The sequence below is a fragment of the Nostoc sp. genome, from assembly GCF_036917375.1.
Classification (GTDB): Bacteria; Cyanobacteriota; Cyanobacteriia; order Cyanobacteriales; family Nostocaceae; genus Nostoc.
Genome location: NZ_JBALDN010000001.1, coordinates 154633 through 172847 on the forward strand (window position 1 = coordinate 154633; position 18215 = coordinate 172847).

The 18215-nt window shown below is 39.0% G+C and carries 12 protein-coding genes; 9 read left to right on the forward strand and 3 right to left on the reverse strand.

The genetic code is table 11. The features are described from left to right. Window positions 1-33 precede the first annotated feature (33 nt). The 3 genes from V7K45_RS00655 to V7K45_RS00665 form a co-directional block, all read right to left on the reverse strand. A complete protein-coding gene (locus V7K45_RS00655; RefSeq protein WP_334999390.1) occupies window positions 34-291 on the reverse strand; it encodes a helix-turn-helix domain-containing protein in 258 nt (85 codons plus the stop codon). Between the two features lie 337 nt (window positions 292-628). Further along, the gene (locus V7K45_RS00660; RefSeq protein WP_334999392.1) at window positions 629-1195 is read right to left on the reverse strand and encodes a Uma2 family endonuclease; all 567 of its coding nucleotides are present in this window, start codon (window positions 1193-1195) and stop codon (window positions 629-631) included. 72 nt (window positions 1196-1267) lie between these two features. Beyond that, window positions 1268-2437 (reverse strand): tetratricopeptide repeat protein, encoded by a 1170-nt coding sequence (locus V7K45_RS00665; RefSeq protein WP_334999394.1) that lies wholly within the window; start codon window positions 2435-2437, stop codon window positions 1268-1270. Window positions 2438-3022: 585 nt separating this feature from the next. Here V7K45_RS00665 and V7K45_RS00670 point away from each other — a divergent pair. The 9 genes from V7K45_RS00670 (at window position 3023) to V7K45_RS00710 (ending at window position 17827) form a co-directional block, all read left to right on the forward strand. Next, the gene (locus tag V7K45_RS00670; protein ID WP_334999396.1) at window positions 3023-4285 is read left to right on the forward strand and encodes a proton extrusion protein PcxA; all 1263 of its coding nucleotides are present in this window, start codon (window positions 3023-3025) and stop codon (window positions 4283-4285) included. Window positions 4286-4620: 335 nt separating this feature from the next. Further along, window positions 4621-5097 (forward strand): hypothetical protein, encoded by a 477-nt coding sequence (locus V7K45_RS00675; protein WP_334999398.1) that lies wholly within the window; start codon window positions 4621-4623, stop codon window positions 5095-5097. A 220-nt stretch (window positions 5098-5317) separates the two neighbouring features. Next, a complete protein-coding gene (locus V7K45_RS00680; protein ID WP_334999400.1) occupies window positions 5318-6187 on the forward strand; it encodes a polyphosphate kinase 2 family protein in 870 nt (289 codons plus the stop codon). A 147-nt stretch (window positions 6188-6334) separates the two neighbouring features. After that, entirely contained in the window at window positions 6335-6961 is a 627-nt protein-coding gene (locus tag V7K45_RS00685; RefSeq protein WP_334999402.1) for a chemotaxis protein CheB, read from the forward strand. A gap of 433 nt (window positions 6962-7394) precedes the next feature. Next, a complete protein-coding gene (locus V7K45_RS00690) occupies window positions 7395-9290 on the forward strand; it encodes a CheR family methyltransferase (protein WP_334999404.1) in 1896 nt (631 codons plus the stop codon). A 164-nt stretch (window positions 9291-9454) separates the two neighbouring features. Beyond that, entirely contained in the window at window positions 9455-10051 is a 597-nt protein-coding gene (locus V7K45_RS00695) for a tRNA-(ms[2]io[6]A)-hydroxylase (RefSeq protein ID WP_334999418.1), read from the forward strand. An 18-nt stretch (window positions 10052-10069) separates the two neighbouring features. Continuing rightward, window positions 10070-10474: a VOC family protein gene (locus V7K45_RS00700; protein ID WP_334999406.1), complete on the forward strand. Its 405-nt coding sequence runs from the start codon at window positions 10070-10072 to the stop codon at window positions 10472-10474. 45 nt (window positions 10475-10519) lie between these two features. Continuing rightward, window positions 10520-11731 carry a precorrin-6y C5,15-methyltransferase (decarboxylating) subunit CbiE gene (gene cbiE, locus V7K45_RS00705; RefSeq protein WP_334999408.1) on the forward strand — a complete coding sequence of 404 codons (1212 nt, stop codon included), beginning with the start codon at window positions 10520-10522 and terminating at the stop codon, window positions 11729-11731. A gap of 477 nt (window positions 11732-12208) precedes the next feature. Further along, the gene (locus tag V7K45_RS00710) at window positions 12209-17827 is read left to right on the forward strand and encodes an ATP-binding sensor histidine kinase (RefSeq protein WP_334999410.1); all 5619 of its coding nucleotides are present in this window, start codon (window positions 12209-12211) and stop codon (window positions 17825-17827) included. The last annotated feature ends 388 nt before the right edge of the window (window positions 17828-18215 follow it).

The following is an 18215-nucleotide window of genomic DNA, read 5'->3' on the forward strand; positions in this document are numbered from 1 at the left end:
TTTCGTGTTCCGAAGTTCAAGTTCCAGGGGTTTTTAGTAAAACATGGCTGGTTTCATTGGCTCTATATCATCTAAAAACAACTCACGGGATTCAAGATAATATAAGATTGCTTCAATAGGATCTCGTGCTTCGGTTGGGTAATACCTTTGTTCGTATGCTTTCACAAGCGTAGTTAAAACTTCCAAGCGGTCAAACTCTGGTGTATTAAGTTCTGCATCAAACAATCTTTCAATTTCATCAAGTGCAGCACGATAATCAGCTTCGGTGTGGATAAGATGGGATTCAAGCATAGGTATTTCTCCCTCAAATACTTATTACATCTACGTTGTCGTATTCTTTAAATAATTATGGACGTGTGGGCAATTATGCTGCCAACATCACTGAATATAAACAAAATATACGAAATAACTTTATCTCTTCATTCATAAAATAATAAAAAGTTTGATACCGCCAAAAGTTTTGATTTTAACTTTTGGGTTGGTATTTTTAGATTAGGTAACAATCGGGGAGAACTAGGGGAGGCAACTTTTGAGACTATAAGTCAATACAGTTAACTTAACTGTATTGAACTATACTTCAGTCTGATGTTTTGTGTTTCCAGCTTAAAGTTTTTGATGTTCCGCATATTCACACAAACAACCGCGCTACAGTGCAAACAAAATTTGGTAACAGAGGTGAAGAGAGGTCATCTGTTGCGAATAATGTTGCTACTAATTTCAGAACTGCTTTTTCTCGGCAATACACTTCAACCTGTTGTAATTGCCAGTTTAAAATCCAATATTCTTGAACTCCTCTAGAAGCATATAATTTTAGCTTAACTTCGCGGTCGCGTCGCTCGTTTTGGACTCCAGGGGAAAGTACTTCTACAACCAATTCTGGCGCTCCGGTTAAATGTCCTTCTCGATCGAGTAAAATGGCGAGGCGTTCTTTACTTACCCAAACCACATCGGGAATAACATTATCTGCATCACTAAAAATAATTCCTGGTGTTGGGACAGCCTCACCAAGACCTGATGAGAGTGACCAACTTCTTAATTCTGCATAAATATTACCAGTAGCTTTTTGATGTCCCCAATGCGGTGCCCTAGTCACAAATAATTCCCCATCGATAATTTCGTAGCGATTACCGTTATCTGGCAATAACTCTAGGTCTGCACTTGTCCAACGTATCCGTTCATCAATGATTTGGCTCATCGAAACCTCTGAAATATTGATATTAATATCCTAATGTCAATTATCTCCCCCATGCCCCATGCGCCCTCACCTCTACATCAGCTGCATCTCTTGCAATCCCTGGCGTAGTCTCTTTGCTTCTTCGGGATTATACCTTTCGTGAAGGGCGATCGCTTTTTTAAAAGCTGCTAAACTATCTTGATGATTGCCAATTTTCAGCAATACTACCCCCAAATTTTGATATGCTTCGGCATAGTTGGGATTTAAGGTAATTGCATGTTGATAATATACGATCGCATCTGCAAATAAACCCAAAGCTTTAAATGTCATCGCCAAATTATAATGTCCAAAAACGAAAGTAGGATCGATTTTCAAAGCTGTGGCATAAGCAGTTTTCGCACCGTTGAAATCTCCTGCTGCTTTGAGTAAGTTACCCAAGTTGTTGTATGCTCCTAGTTTGAGCATGGGATAAATTGGCAATTTGATGGCAGCTTGATAGTGAAAAATTGCCTGTGGAGATTTTTGCAACCGACTGTAGGCAATGCCTAGATGATAATGGAGTTCATATAAAATATCGTAGTTGTCTTCAGCAACGGTGATTCCATGTCTGAGCAAATCCATACCTTGAGAAATTTTCCCAGTTTGCACATACAATGCTCCTAATTTACTGCAAACATAGGGATCGTTGGGATGAGTTGCGAGAAACCCTTCCATCGCTGTAGCGGCTTTGGCATATTTGTTATTTTGAGCGATCGCACTTTTTTGATATCCTGTGTGTACAAGGGCAACCCCAGGTAAATAACCTATTTGCCAGTGGGGTTCTTTGGTTAAGATTTCTGACACACTATCATCTACTAAAGCATGGTAAGGACGGTCAAAACGAATATCTGGATGATTGCGGAATAGCCTGGAAACCAGAGAATAGGGAGATTGTTCTGCACCAACTTCTTGGCGGACGAGGTTGATGAGCAAATATTCATCTCTGGCGATCGCCTCTCGTAACTGCGGTACAATTGCGGGAGTCAGAGTTTCATCAGCATCTAATACCAAAATCCAATCACCAGTGACATATTTGAGAGCTGCATTGCGGGCAGCACTGAAATCATTACACCATTTAAAATGATGAACTTTTGCACCGAGTTGTTGGGCAATATTGGGAGTGCGATCGATTGAGCCTGTATCCAAGACTATCATTTCATCCACTACTTTTCTCACACTGCTCAGGCATTTAGGCAGTGTTGCTGCTTCGTTTTTTACAATCATGCATAGACTCAATCTCATAATTTAAAACTTGGGAGTGGCGAGTAGTGAATAGAGGGATAAAGGAGATGAGAAAGCAACATCTTTACTTTCTATTCCCTTTAACAGTGATAGACTCTGCATAGTGAAAAATTTGCTTTGATTGTGAAATGTTACAATCAAGGCTTTTGTATAGAGCATAAATACTGGCAGATGGTATTAATGATGACGGTGTAATGGCTAAACTGTCAATATAAAGAACCAGTGTCAATTTATGCCGCTCCATCTGAGTTTACAGGTAATATAAAATTGTTAGCGTAGACGTAGCCTGCACTTCTCTACGAGATGCTGCGCGTAGCTTGCTTCCACGTTTGCAAAGCGTGCCGTAGGCAAGTGATACGACAAAGCTACTTCTCTGCGAGAGGCTGCGCCCGAAGCGTAGCTATGCCGCAGGCTTTACGACTGCGCTCAGTACAAGTCAGTGACCATCAAAGACATCGCATCAGGGAATATTAACTGAATCTGGGTTGGACTAACTATTTAGCTGTTATTACCCATTTTTTATGATTATATAACTATAATACACATTATCTAAAAGTCATATATGTAATGAAAAGCTCACTTACCAGAACATTCCAAAAATATTTGCGATCGCTTAAGCGTTGGTTTTCAGATACGCCAGAAAGGGCACTTTTAGAAGCTTACCAAGCGGCTCAGAGAATTAAAAACATTGAGAACGAACATTTTGATAGCAAAAAAATATCTTTACAATCAGTAAACTATACTGAAAATGTAATGTCTTATTGGCAAGTATATCTTAATAAGAACCTAACTATTATTAAGATCAGGCTTGCAGAATTCCAGCTTAGTCGGGGAATTGTCAATATTTCTAATTCTGTTTTGTTAGAAAATTTGAAGGTTATTGATGAAGTAGTAGAGAAGTACGCTATCAAAGATGAAGTAATTAATAATACTTCCTTAGTGTCAACTTATCAGCCTTTAAACATTAATGATAACGAAATAAAAAAACAGCTAAATTCATCTAATATAAACGATCCTCAAATTAACCCTCCAATTCCAAAACCTAGATTGCCAAAGAGTTCTGTTGGCAGAAGGATTAATAAAATTCAAGTAGATTTTGCACCGCAGACAGAAGAAGAATTTCTCAAGAATTATCGTCTTTCTAAAGGTAGAACAATAATTGCCCTGCGATTTTTGATAGTTCTCATTCTTGTACCGCTTTTAACTCAATATATATCTAAAGAATTTATAGTAACTCCAATATTAGAAAGGGTTAGAGGAGATAATACAACTAAAATTTTCATCAATTCTGACATGGAAAAAGAAGCTCTCCATGAATTACATAATTTTCAAGAAGAATTGAGATTTGAATATTTTCTTAATCAAGCACCGCCACTTTCTTCAGAGTTAACACAAGAAAAAATCAAAAGTAAAGCAATTGAAATTTCGGAAGAATTTAGCAGAAAAAGTAATAGTAGCATTAGTAATGTTTTTGCTGATTTAATCTCATTATTTTCTTTTGGTATAGTTATCGCTATGAGCAAAAGAGAAATTGCAATACTGAAGTCTTTTATGGATACCATTGTCTCTGGTCTGAGCGATAGTGCCAAAGCTTTTTTAATTATTCTGTTTACTGATATATTTGTAGGATTTCACTCACCGGATGGGTGGGAAGTCCTGCTTGCGGGATTGGCAGAACATTTAGGTCTACCACCCAGTAGAAATGTAATCTTTTTCTTTATTGCTACATTTCCTGTAATTTTAAATACTATCTTTAAATATTGGATATTCCGCTATCTCAGTCGTTTATCTCCATCAGCATTAGCTACATTAAAAGAGATGGACGAATAGTTTTTCAGGAGGCAAGAGATAGAATAAATTCACGTTTTAAAACGTGAAATTTATCTTGGAAGCTTTGTACTTCGCGTATTTTTTGCTGATACAATTCATCTTTTAAACTGGGCTTTATACCCTGAAAGTTTAGTTTTAATTAATACTTCTTTCCTCCTGCCTCCTGCCCTCTGTCTCCTGCCTTGTTTTGTAATTATCCAACGTCCAAATTCACTTACTTTGAGTAAAGAATGCATTTTTCCCAGAATCAATTAATTACAAATTACGAATTATTTTCACGCATTTGTCTTTTGATTCGCTAGGCTATGTATATCCTGGTTTTCCCGAACTATACTATGGATTTTGAAAGCAAAGCTAATGCCTCAACTCCTACAGACAACATAGAGTTTGCTCAACCAACTACTACCCGTAAGCCGCTAGAATTGCTGCGAGATACTGAGGCTTTACTTCGTCGCCCAACTGTAGCGAAACTGTCACCGATTTTGCCATCAAAACTGAGCAATAGAGTTCAAGCAGCCTCATCTTTGGCGGATGACTCCTTTAAGGAACTGGCAGAAATTGACCTAAATACTATTAGTGATTTTGAACTGCGTTCTGCACGAATTCTTGTTGGCTTGAGCCTTGTTGGTTTTGGGGCACTGATGATATTGGTGCTGCTGCTATACTTAAATACATTGCATCCAAAAACCAGTACAGTTATACAGATTCGGCAATATTGGTACCAATATATTTGGTTTGTCTGTTTAGGTATTACGGGGATGTTTATCTTGGGGCGTGAAGCAATGCGTCCTATGCCAAAACGACGGAAGTAAAGTAGATGATAATAAATCGAAGTAGATTAAGTAATGTAAGAAATCTTGATATTAGTTTGTAGTAAAAGCTAAAGCGATCGTTTGTTCGCGTAGCGTCTCGCAGAGAGGACTAAAGTCTTTACTACAAAGTTTTAATTATTTACGCTGCTTTACTTAACTTTCAGGAATTAACACTTAAAAATGTGCTTGTGTATTAAATAGTTACTAGGAGATTTTATACATGAATCATGATGCTTTCATTGTTTCGCCAGGTTCAAAGATTTCTTTGAAAAAAGACTACGATCCAGCTTACAAAACCGATTTTCATCAAAAAAGTGATGCTGCAAGCAAATTACAGGTAGATATTGAACGACTAGCTAATTACCAAAATATTCTCTATGCTCAAAATACCTATGCTCTGTTGATTATTTTTCAAGCAATGGATGCTGCTGGCAAAGACAGCACTATTAAACACGTGACTTCTGGTGTTAATCCGCAGGGATTTCAGGTGTTTAGTTTTAAGGGGCCCAGTGCAGAAGAATTAGACCATGACTACTTGTGGCGCTCAATGAAAGCTCTGCCAGAAAGAGGAAGAATTGGCATATTTAACCGTTCATACTATGAAGAAGCGCTAGTGGTTCGCGTCCATCCAGAAATGCTTCAGAAACAACAGCTTCCTCGCTTCCCTAATGGAAATAAGATATGGAAACAGCGTTTTGAAGAAATCAATAACTTTGAAAAATATTTAGTTAATAATGGTGTAATTATTCTGAAGTTTTTTCTAAATGTCTCTAAGTCAGAGCAGAAAAAACGCTTTTTAGAACGGATTGACTCTCCTGATAAAAATTGGAAATTTTCAGATAATGATGTCCGAGAACGAGCTTTTTGGGATGATTATATGAATGCTTATGAAGAAGTTTTTAATAATACTAGTACTAAATGGGCACCGTGGTATATTATTCCTGCCGATCGCAAATGGTTTACACGCCTGACCGTTGCCAATATTATCTGCACAAAATTAGAAGAACTAAATCTGCAATACCCAACAGTTAGTGAGGAACATAAGCAGCAACTTTTGGAAGCGAAACGTATTCTAGAGCAGGAAGATTAACCTGTAAATTCCATCGGCAAATGCAAAAAAATACTAGAGTAGTTAAGATATACTGTGTAATATATGTAAATAAGAATAAAAAATTGTAACTTAATTAATGCTATTTGTAACAAAAGAAGTTACGCAGATAGTGATAGGCGCAAAATCATGATTGAAATGGCAGAAAATGCCAAAAATCATCCACCTCACTTTACTAATGCTGCCTTTGATATAGTGGCGATCGCAGCCTCAGCAGGCGGTCTGACTGCTATAGTTAAAGTGCTATCGGCTCTAAGAGCAGAATTTCCCGCCGCGATCGCCATTGTGCAACACCTGGCTCCGGAATATCCGTCGTTTATGGCAGAAATTCTCAGTCGGCGCACAGATATTATTGTCAAACAGGCACAAGAAGGAGATTCCCTTACCCCAGGAACGGCTTACGTTGCTCCACCCGATCGTCACTTGTTGGTTAACGGTGACGGTACACTTTCCTTATCACAGTCAGAATTAGTAAATTTTTTACGTCCTTCGGCTGATTTATTATTTGAATCGGTTGCAGCCATTTACAAAGACAGAGCGATCGCCCTTGTGCTAACAGGAACGGGTAGCGATGGCGCAATCGGAGTAGAAGCGATCAAAAAAATGGGCGGTACTGTCATTGTCCAAGACGTAAAAACCGCCGAATTTTCCGGGATGCCCTCCGCAGCAATTCAAACTGGCAATATAGATTTTATTCTCCCCCTTGATGAAATTTCCAGCACCCTGGTGACTTTGGTTATGGAAGAATCTAACTAAGCTCAGAGGCAGAGAAAACTCGTTTTAAAGTAAAATTTGGTGTCACCATAGTTTAATGAGTCTTTAATACTCATTAATGAGGCTTTGAACTCCTTTAATAAGGCTTTGATACTCATTAATGAGCCTTTGAACTCCTTTAATGGGGCTTTGAACTCCTTTAATGAGTCTTTGAACTCCTTTAATGAAGCTTTGATACTCATTAATGAGGCTTTGAACTTCTTTAATGAGTCTTTGATACTCATTAATGAGCCTTTGAACTCCTTTAATGAGCCTTTGATACTCATTAATGAGCCTTTGATACTTGCAGATGTAGCTTGGAACTTTGCCCCCTCTGCCCCCCTGCCTCCTGCCCCCTGCCTCCTGCCCCTCTGCTCCCTGCCTCCTGCCTCCTGCCCCTCTGCCCCCTGCCTCCTGCCCTCTGCCCCTCCGCCCTATGACTTCCGCAGAAAAAGATCCTAAATTTGAAAATCTACTGGTTTATCTCAGACAAAGCCGGGGATTTGATTTTACGGGCTATAAGCGCTCGACTTTGATACGTCGAGTACTCAAGCGGATGCAGTCATTAACCATAGAAAACTTTGAAGAGTATCAAGACTATCTAGAAGTTTATCCAGAAGAATTCAATTATCTTTTCAATACGATTTTAATTAACGTCACTGCTTTTTTTCGCGATTCATCAGCTTGGGAATACATAGCAGAGCAAATACTGCCTAATCTAATTAGGAATAAAAAAGCTTCCGATCAAATCCGCATCTGGAGTGCTGGCTGTGCTTCTGGAGAAGAAGCTTATACCCTAGCAATGTTGATGGCCCAAATATTGGGAGCAGAGGAATTTCGTCAACGAGTGAAAATCTACGCCACAGATGTAGATGAAGATGCTCTCAACCACGCTAGGCAAGCCGTGTATTCAGCAAAAGATGTCCAAAATGTGCCAGATGAACTGCGGCAGAAATACTTTGAGATTGTCGGAAACCGCTATATTTTCCGCCAAGACTTGCGCCGCTCAGTGATTTTTGGTCGCCACGATTTGCTTCAAGACGCGCCTATTTCGCGCTTAGATTTATTAGTCAGCCGCAATACATTAATGTATTTTAATTCTGAAACTCAAGGGCGAATTCTGGCCCGGTTTCATTTTGCACTCAATGATAATGGCTATCTGTTTTTAGGAAAAGCAGAGATGCTATTGATGCATTCTAATTTGTTTACGCCGTTGGACTTGAAAAACCGAATATTTACTAAGGTATCGACGGTGAATTTACGCGATCGCCTCTTAGTTATGGCAAATTCAGTGGATGATGAATCTAGCAACCGTTTGGCTAGAAATCTCCGATTGCGAGATATGGGTTTTGACACAGCTCCAATCGCCCAAATAGTCATTGATATTAATGGCACTCTGGTAATGGTGAACGAGCAAGCGCGGATTTTGTTTGCTCTTTTTCCCAAAGATTTAGCTCGTCCCTTCCAGGATCTAGAACTTTCCTATCGGCCAGTTGAATTGCGATCGCTAATTGAACGGGCTTATACCGAACGCCGCCCTGTGAGCCTAACAAATGTAGAGCGCTATTTGTCTAACACAGAAACCCAATATCTAGATGTACAAATTACGCCTTTACAAGAAACAGACACTAACTTTTTAGGGGTCAGTATCTCCTTTCATGATGTCACCCGTTATATTAAACTCCAAGATGCCCTGCAACGTTCACAACAAGAATTAGAAACTACCAACGAAGAAGTACAATCTACCAATGAAGAATTAGAAACTACCAACGAAGAATTACAATCTACCAATGAAGAGTTAGAAACAACCAACGAAGAACTCCAATCTACTAATGAAGAATTGGAGACAATGAATGAAGAACTCCAATCGACTAATGAAGAATTACAGACAATTAATAACGAACTGAGCGAGCGCACCACAGAACTCAATCGCACAAATATTTTCCTTATCTCTATTCTTAAAAGTCTCCAAACGGGAATCGTAGTAATTGACGGCAGCTTTAATATCTCTATTTGGAATTACATGGTAGAAGATTTATGGGGCTTGCGAACTGATGAAGTGATCGGCAAGTCGATCTTTAGCTTAGATATTGGGCTACCCGTCGAGCAGTTGCGATCGCCTATTCGTGAATCACTATCCGGGAAAAAGCAGTTTCAAGAAATGATCGTTGATGCTACCAATCGTCGGGGTAGGCAAATACAATGTTACCTGGCAATTACTCCGTTGCTTGACATTGAAATGCAAGGAGCAGTGTTGATGATGGTAGATGTAGAGAGAGTCAGCAGTATGATTTCTACTAAAGAAATGGAGAAACGGCGGCAGCAGGAATGAGGGAGGCAGGGGAGCAGGGGAGCAGGGGGAAAGGGGTAAAGGGTAAAGGGTAAGGAATTTAAAACCTTTCCCCCTTCCCCCTTACCCTTTACCCCGCCAAGTGAACTTGGTGGACTACTAGTTTAAACTATTGAAAAATACAAAATCCAAAATTGATTGACTCTGTGCTTACTCAGTTATCGACTATCAACGCCCTGAAACAGCCCACTAGTTCTGCTTGGTTAGAACAAGCGATGGCTAATTTAGATATCATCTTACTCGACCACTCCCACTGCGAACGCAAAGCAGCAGGCGTGGCCTTGAACATGATGTTTCGCTACCCTTCCAATACTAAAATGGTACGGGAGTTAACTGCGATCGCCCGCGAAGAACTAGAACATTTTGAGCTAGTCAACCAATGGTTAGAACGCCGGAATATTCCCCTAGCTCCCCTACCACCGCCTCCCTATGGCGCGGGTTTAAAAGCTCAAGTACGCCCCAAAGAACCTGACCGATTTCTGGATTCCTTACTAGTCACTGGTTTAATTGAAGCTCGCTCTCACGAACGCCTGGGACTATTAGCTGCTTACTGTCCAGAGCCAGAATTAGCAAAATTTTATCGTGGGCTAATGGCATCCGAAGCGCGTCACTACGGTATATATTGGGTTTTAGCTGCTACTTATTTCGACAAAGAAATTGTCATGCAGCGGCTTGATGAATTAGCAATTGTCGAAAGCGAATTGCTGGCGACTTTGCATCCAGAACCTAGAATTCACAGTTAGTAGACTAACCCAACAGATATGAAGCTTCAGCTAACACACCTGAGACTGCTTGTCTCCAACTACAAAGATTCTTTTCTGTTCTACCGGGATCTGCTGAAATTTGATGTCGATTGGGGCGATGAAGATAGCGGATATGCTGAGTTTAATACCGGATATCTCAAGCTGGGTTTGCTCAAACAAGAATTAATGGCTGAAGTAGTCCCAAGAATTGAACAGCCTTCATACGTTGTCAATCGAGATAAAATAGTCTTGATTTTGGCAGTGGATAACGTGGATGAGGTTTATGAGCAGGTAAAGGCTCAAAATGCGCTCGTTGTGACTCAACCACAAGATCGTCCAAGCTGGGGAATCCGCACAGCTCATTTGCGCGATCCTGATGGCAATCTGATCGAAATCTACAACAATCTCGGAATTATCAGTTAAAAGTTCCTGCCAACAACGTTATGAAGTAATTAATCATGAATTAGCATGATACAGAAATGGCTTTCTATTGTTGGCATTGGGGAAGATGGATTACAGGGGTTAAGCGCGATCGCTCGTTCTCTAGTCGATCGAGCGAAAGTAATTGTGGGAGGCGATCGCCATTTAGCAATGCTTCCTACAGACGATCGACGTGAGAAACTAGTCTGGACATCTCCCATTAGTACTTCTGTAGAGGAAATCATTCAGCGCCGGGGTCAGTCAATCTGCGTACTCGCAAGCGGCGATCCGATGTGTTACGGCATTGGTGTCACCTTAACGCGGCGAATTCCCGTCTCTGAAATGACGATTATCCCCGCACCTTCAGCCTTCAGCCTCGCCTGTGCCAGGGTGGGATGGTCTTTGACTGAGGTAGAAACCTTAAGTTTGAATGGTCGTCCATCCTCCCTACTCCAGTCCTACATTTATCCGGGAGCGCGGCTGTTGATTTTGAGTGAGGGTAAAGACACACCAGCCCTCGTTGCTGAAATTTTGACAAATCGCGGCTATGGTGGCAGTAAAATCACCGTATTGGAGCGTATGGGCGGCGCTCATGAAAGAATTGTAGAAGGTACGGCTGCATCCTGGAGTGAAATCGAAGTTGCGGCTTTGAATGCGATCGCAGTTGATTGTATTGCCGATACTGGGGTTATCCCATTACCAAGATTGCCAGGATTACCAGATAACGCCTACCACCACGATGGACAGTTAACGAAGCGTGAAGTTAGGGCAATCACCCTAGCAGCTTTAGCACCCACACCAGGAGAATTATTGTGGGATGTGGGCGCGGGTTGCGGCTCAATTTCAATTGAATGGATGCGGAGTAATGCGCGATGTCGAGCGATCGCGATCGAACAAAACTCGTCTAGACTACTGTATATTGCTGACAACGCTGCCACTCTCGGTACTCCAAATCTGCAAATCATTGAAGGTAAAGCGCCCCATACCCTGAAAGATTTGCCACCACCAGACGCCATTTTTATTGGTGGTGGGGTGACAGCAATCGGACTTTTTGATGTTTGCTGGGAAGCACTGCGGCCGGGTGGACGTTTAGTGGCCAATGTTGTCACAGTAGAGGGCGAGCAAACTTTATTTCAATGGCATGAACGAGTCGGTGGCAATTTAACTCGTATTGCCATTCAACGGGCGGAACCTATTGGTAAATTTTTAGGTTGGCGAGCAATGGCGGCTGTGACGCAATGGATAGTAGTGAAGTCTTAAAAATTGAATAAAGTTATGAGTGTGTAGACGCTTCTCCTGTCGGAGACGCTACGCGAACGTCTTGTCGCAGACATCGCTTTTGTAATTTGGTGATAACTTACGTAAATTCTAATTATTTTATACACATTATACTCTGTCAAATGTATCTTGCTGTCAAAACTATGAACAATTGTGAGTATATCCTCTACCTTTAGATACAGCAAAATGAATATCTGTCTGCGGTTAAAATGTCTAATATTGATGTGCGATCGCAGCATTTTTCAATTTTCGCTTTTTGAAGAAACTAAACAGAAATAGCCACTTATTACCCGTTAATCCACTGATATTCTTATATCTCAGTTACCTATAATCTGCTGTCAATTGGTGATTAATAACCATAATTTTTAGCATCTTACAAAATTCTATTACTTACTGATAGTAGCTATTATGCTCTGGGTATACTAAACCAGAGAAAGAAAATTATCATAACTAGATGCAATGTTAGTAGAATCAGATAAAATATCTCCTATCTTTGGCTATCGCATTATTAAGCAATTATATTCAGGTAAAAAAACCTTAGTTTATCAAGCTATCAGAGAAAAAGATCGGCAATCAGTTATTTTAAAATTGATGCGTAATGAAGATCCTAATTTTGCTGAAATTAATCAGTTTCACAATCAATACACTATTACCCAAAATCTGGAAATTCCTGGCATAATCAAACCAATAAACCTAGAGAAATCTCACAATAGATATGTGATAGTAATGGAAGATTTTGGTGGGATTGCCCTGAATTTATGGCAGCAAGAAAAGCAAAAAAAAGGAAATCATTCTGTTTCATTGAGTGAGTTTTTCGATATTGCCATTGAAATTAGTGCAACTTTAGAACAGTTACATCGCCATCGCATCATTCACAAAGATATCAAACCTGCTAACATCTTGATTCATCCGATAACAGGTAAGACCAAAATCATCGATTTTAGTATTGCGACTCTATTACCAAAAGAAATTCAATTTCTCACAAACCCTAACGTCCTAGAAGGTACTCTAGCTTATATTTCCCCTGAACAAACAGGACGCATGAATCGAGGTATAGACTACCGTACCGACTTTTATTCCTTGGGTATCACCTTTTTTGAACTCCTGACAGGGCAGTTACCATTTAGTACTACTGAACCGATGGAGTTAGTCTACTCTCACATTGCCAAAGAACCGCCAAAAGCTAGCCATATTAACTCCAATATTCCCACAATTTTATCTGATATTATCAGCAAGCTGATGGCAAAAAATGCCGAAGACCGATATCAGAGCGCTCATGGACTCAGGTATGACTTGGAGAGATGTCAAAACCAATGGCAAGAGAAACAAAATATTACAGCATTTGAATTAGGAATTCGGGATATCTCAAATCATTTTGCCATTCCTGAAAAACTTTATGGTCGTCAAAGAGAGATTGAAATTCTCCTCACTACTTTTGACCGGGTGACAAAGGGAAAAACGGAAATGATTTTAGTCTCTGGTTACTCAGGGATTGGCAAAACTGCTGTGGTTAATGAAGTTCATAAACCCATTGCTAGACAGCGTAGTTACTTCATCAAAGGAAAATTTGACCAATTCCAACGCGACATTCCGTTGTCAGGATTGGTGCAAGCTTTGCGAGATTTAATTGAGCAAATCCTATCCGAAACAGATGCCCAAATTCAACAGTGGAAAACCAAAATATTATCGGCATTGAATACGCAATCTCAAGTAATCATTAATGTAATTCCTGAACTAGAAATCATTATTGGCAAACAACCTGCATCTGCTGAACTTACTGGTAGCGCCGCTCAAAATCGCTTTAATTTGTTGTTTCAAAGATTTATTCAGGTATTCACTACGAAAGAGCATCCTCTCGTCATTTTTTTAGATGATTTGCAATGGGCAGATACTGCTTCTTTGAAATTTCTTCAATTATTAATGGATGGAACTTCTTCTCACATTGCTAAGGATACAGAGAAAATATATGAAAGTCAAGGTAGCTTGTTACTAATTGGCGCTTATAGGGATAATGAAGTTTCAAATCTACACCCACTACATTTGACACTACAAGAAATTGCCAAACTAGGAGGAGTAATTAATACATTTAAACTCTCACCTTTAAGTCAGATTGATTTAAATCAAATGATTGCTGATACGTTACGTTGTCCAGAAGTCATTGCTGTACCTCTGACTCAAATGGTGTTTTTTAAAACTAAAGGGAATCCTTTCTTTACATCTCAATTTATCAAGCTACTATATGATGACGGATTAATTGAATTAAACGTCGATGCTGGTCATTGGAAGTACGATATTACCAAAATTAAAACTTTATCTCTGACAGATGATGTAGTAGAGTTTATGGGCATACAAATAGAAAAGTTGCCAAAAAACGTACAAAATGTATTAAAAATATCTGCTTGTATTGGTAATGAGTTCGACTTAAAAACATTATCATTTGTTAATGAAAAATCTGTAATAGATACTGCATCTGACTTATGGCAAGCATTACTTGAAGGACTGATTATACCTCAGAAAGATAGTTATAATTTTGTACCAGAAAATGATAAACAACTATTAAGCTTTTCAAGTAGAGAATCAGAAAATTTCTCAGCAACTAATTCCCAGCTACCCACATATAAATTCGTACATGATAGAGTTCAGCAAGCAGCTTATTCTCTAATTCCCAAAGACCAAATCAAGCAAACGCACTTAAAAATTGGGCTGCTTCTCTTGAAAAATACCCCAGTTGACGAACGGGAAGAAAATATTTTTGAGCTTGTCAATCATTTGAATATTGCAGCTGAATTTATCACCCATCAAGCTAAACGTAATGAGTTGGCTGAAATGAATCTAATTGCTGGACGTAAAGCTTTAGTATCAACAGCTTATTTATCGGCACTTAAGTATTTAACTACTGGAATTGAGCTACTAGCAGATGATAGTTGGGAGATAAAATATGAGCTAACTCTAGCTTTGTATGAAATAGCAACAGAAGCAGCATACTTGGCTGGCGACTTTGAGCAGATGGAGAAATTGGCAGAGGTGGTATTAGTAAGAGCTAAAACACTCTTAGAAAAAGTGAAAGTCTATGAAGTAAAAATTCAAGCTTATGGCGCACAGGGTCAAGCACTAGAAGCTGTTAACCTTGCACTAGGATTTTTAAAATTATTAGGGGTAGACTTTCCCTGTAATCCTCAGCAGTCTGATATTGAAATAGCATTAGTGGAAACAGCATCGCATCTAAGCGGCAGGAATATTGAAGACTTAATTAATTTACCTCAAATGACAGACTCTCGGTCATTAGTAGTGATACGTATATTATCTAATATAACTGCTTTTGCCTACACAGCTGTTCCTACATTGTTTCCATTAATAGTTCTGAATCAGCTCAACTTATCGATTAAATATGGCAATGCATCTTTATCTGCATTCGTGTATGTTGCTTATGGGATTATATTGTGCAGTGTAGTGGGAGATATTGAGTCTGGCTATCGATTTGGCAAACTGGCTGAAAGTATGTTGACCAAATTCCAAACTCAAGAAGTTATGTTGAAGGTAATTCAAACATTTAATCAACTCATCAAACCCTGGAAAGAACATGTTAGAAATACACTAAAACCTCTAATAGAAGTTTACTCTAATAATTTGGAAACAGGAGATTTAGAATTTGGGGCTTATTGTCTTTATACTTACTCCTATTACGCATATTTTATTGGCAAGGAATTAGTTCCTCTTGAACAGGAAATGGGAACACATAGCAATGCTATAAAACAAATAAAGCAAGAGCGAGTTTTTCATTGGAATGAAATATATCGCCAGATGGTATTGAATTTGTTAGATTCTTCAAAAAATTATTCTTGTTTAATTGGTGACGCATATAATGAGAAAACAATGTTACCGATTCATATAGCGGCTAATGATGGAGTTGCAATTATTTCCTTATTTATTTGTAAGCTGCAACTATGTTACCTGTTTACAGATTATTCCCAAGCACTTGAAAATTCTCTGAAGGCAGAACAGTATTTATATGCTTGTCTAGGAATGATCATCAGTGCTCAATTCTATTTTTATGATTCATTAGTACAGCTTGCTTTGTACCCTGATGTTGATGAAGAGAAACAACAAAAAATTATCAAAAAAGTTATAGTAAATCAGGCAAAAATAGCACATTGGGCACATCATGCTCCAATGAATTATTTACATAAATTTCATTTAGTAGAGGCGGAACGGCATCGAGTTCTTGGTCAATATCTTGAAGCAATAGATAATTATGAATGCGCTATTTCCCTTAGTAAAGAAAATGATTACATTAACGAAGAAGCTCTTGCTTGTGAATTAGCCGCTACGTTTTATCTCAAATGGGGTAAACAAAAAATTGCTCAATTATACCTCACTGATGCCTACTATTGCTATGTTCGTTGGGGAGCTTTAGCCAAAGTTTATGACTTGCAAAAACGCTATCCTCAATTACTTCTCGCCACGATTCAGCAAGAAGAACTTAGCTATTCTTACAGTGGCAAGAATTTACCTGAACTGGGCTTACACTTATCTACACTTAGCAATAAATCTACTCTGGTGACGAATGAAACTGTCATTGGCTCCAACACTAGTATTTCAGATATGTTAGATTTGGGAACTGTCATTAAAGCTTCTCAAGCAGTGTCTGGAGAGATTGAATTGAAGGCACTACTTTCTACATTAATGGAAGTTGTGATGGAGAATGCAGGAGCTTCTAAGTGTGTGCTGATATTGAGTGAAGCTAATAACTTAGACTTAACTATTGCTGCAATTAGTTCTGCTTCCACCTTTAGAGGTACTCACACAGAGTTTTTATCTATTCCTTTCGAGTCTAGCGATATTGTTCCTATTTCTCTGATTAATTATGTCAAACGAACCCAAGAAATCTTAGTAATTGATGACATTACAGATAAAGCTTCTTTTGCGATAGATAGTTATATTAACCGTGAGCAACCAAAAAGCATATTATGTATTCCAATGCTTAATCAAGGTAAATTGCTAGGGCTGATTTATCTAGAAAATAATTTAACTACTGGAGCATTTACACGCGATCGCTTAGAAGTTCTCAAGCTCTTAACTATCCAAGCTGCAATCTCTTTAGAAAATGCTATTCTCTACAATAATTTGGCTGAAGCGAATGAACAATTGGAGGACTACAGTCATATACTAGAGGAAAGAGTGGTAGTAAGAACAGCAGAACTTAACGAAAAAAATCAGCATTTGCAAGAAGCTTTAGAAGAATTACAAAGTACCCAAAGTAAATTAATCCAAAGTGAAAAAATGTCTTCGTTAGGGCAAATGGTGGCGGGAATTGCCCACGAAATTAATAACCCTATCAATTTTATTCATGGTAATATCACTCACGCAAGTGACTATGTTCGACAACTGCTAGATTTAATTAATATTTATCAGCAACAATATCCCCATCCCTCAGCAATAGTGGAGCAAAAAATTGAGGAAATGGATGTAGAATTTCTGACAGAAGACCTTCCAAGGGTTCTCGATTCGATGAAAGTGGGAAGTTCCCGTATCCGAAATATTATTCTGAGCTTACGTAACTTCTCTCGTCTAGATGAATCGGAAATGAAGCCTGTCAATATTCATGAAGGCATCGATAGTACCCTAATGATTTTACAGCACCGACTCAAGGAAAAGAGCGATCGCGCGGAAATTGAGGTATTTAAAGAATACGCACAACTTCCGAATGTTATTTGCTATGTCGGTCAACTCAACCAAGTGTTTATGAATATTTTAAGTAATGCGATCGATGCTTTAGAGGAGTACAACAATGGAGAAGATTCTCCAAGCAAAAATCCTCAGATTCGTATTCGTACTGAATTAGGAAAAGTAAACACGTTGAAAATTCGGATTGCTGATAACGGTTATGGGATGACTGCACAGGTACAGCAAAAAATATTCGATCCATTTTTTACCACTAAGGCAGTAGGAAGTGGTACGGGGTTGGGGTTGTCAATTAGTTATCAAGTGGTAGTAGACAAACATAAAGGTCAGTTAAGCTGTGAATCAGCTCCGGGAAAGGGGACTGAGTTTGTGATTGAGATTCCAATGCAACAGTGAGACAAAGACTAAGCTTATCTTAATTACAGGTATCAGCAAAGGTCTAGGTTATGCGATGACCGAGGCTTTTATTCAAAAGGGACATACTGTTATTGGTTGCGTTTATTCTCAAGTTAAAACCGAAAGATAACGGGATTCCTTTGACTGTACATTAAGGAGTGAATCTCAATTGCGATCGTTGCGATTAGGTGCCGACAGTTGAATCATCTCAGAAAAACGCGAATACTTAACTGCATCGGTAGGGGGATAATCCGCCGACACTGCAATTAACCCAATTTTTATATCCTCGAAATAACTGGAGTTTAGACTAAGTAGGAAAAAATGACCCAGCAGCACTGAGTTGATAAAATACAAGCTTTAAATATGGAAATCTTTAATATTAAGCAGA

Excerpts from the sequence above, each read along its gene's own strand:
- V7K45_RS00670 (WP_334999396.1), top strand. The coding sequence starts at position 3,023 with ATGAAAAGCTCACTTACCAGAACATTCCAAAAATATTTGCGATCGCTT.
- V7K45_RS00690 (WP_334999404.1), top strand. The coding sequence starts at position 7,395 with ATGACTTCCGCAGAAAAAGATCCTAAATTTGAAAATCTACTGGTTTAT.
- V7K45_RS00655 (WP_334999390.1), bottom strand. The coding sequence starts at position 291 with ATGCTTGAATCCCATCTTATCCACACCGAAGCTGATTATCGTGCTGCA.
- V7K45_RS00665 (WP_334999394.1), bottom strand. The coding sequence starts at position 2,437 with ATGATTGTAAAAAACGAAGCAGCAACACTGCCTAAATGCCTGAGCAGT.
- V7K45_RS00660 (WP_334999392.1), bottom strand. The coding sequence starts at position 1,195 with ATGAGCCAAATCATTGATGAACGGATACGTTGGACAAGTGCAGACCTA.
- V7K45_RS00685 (WP_334999402.1), top strand. The coding sequence starts at position 6,335 with ATGATTGAAATGGCAGAAAATGCCAAAAATCATCCACCTCACTTTACT.
- V7K45_RS00700 (WP_334999406.1), top strand. The coding sequence starts at position 10,070 with ATGAAGCTTCAGCTAACACACCTGAGACTGCTTGTCTCCAACTACAAA.
- V7K45_RS00710 (WP_334999410.1), top strand. The coding sequence starts at position 12,209 with ATGTTAGTAGAATCAGATAAAATATCTCCTATCTTTGGCTATCGCATT.
- cbiE (WP_334999408.1), top strand. The coding sequence starts at position 10,520 with ATGATACAGAAATGGCTTTCTATTGTTGGCATTGGGGAAGATGGATTA.
- V7K45_RS00675 (WP_334999398.1), top strand. The coding sequence starts at position 4,621 with ATGGATTTTGAAAGCAAAGCTAATGCCTCAACTCCTACAGACAACATA.
- V7K45_RS00680 (WP_334999400.1), top strand. The coding sequence starts at position 5,318 with ATGAATCATGATGCTTTCATTGTTTCGCCAGGTTCAAAGATTTCTTTG.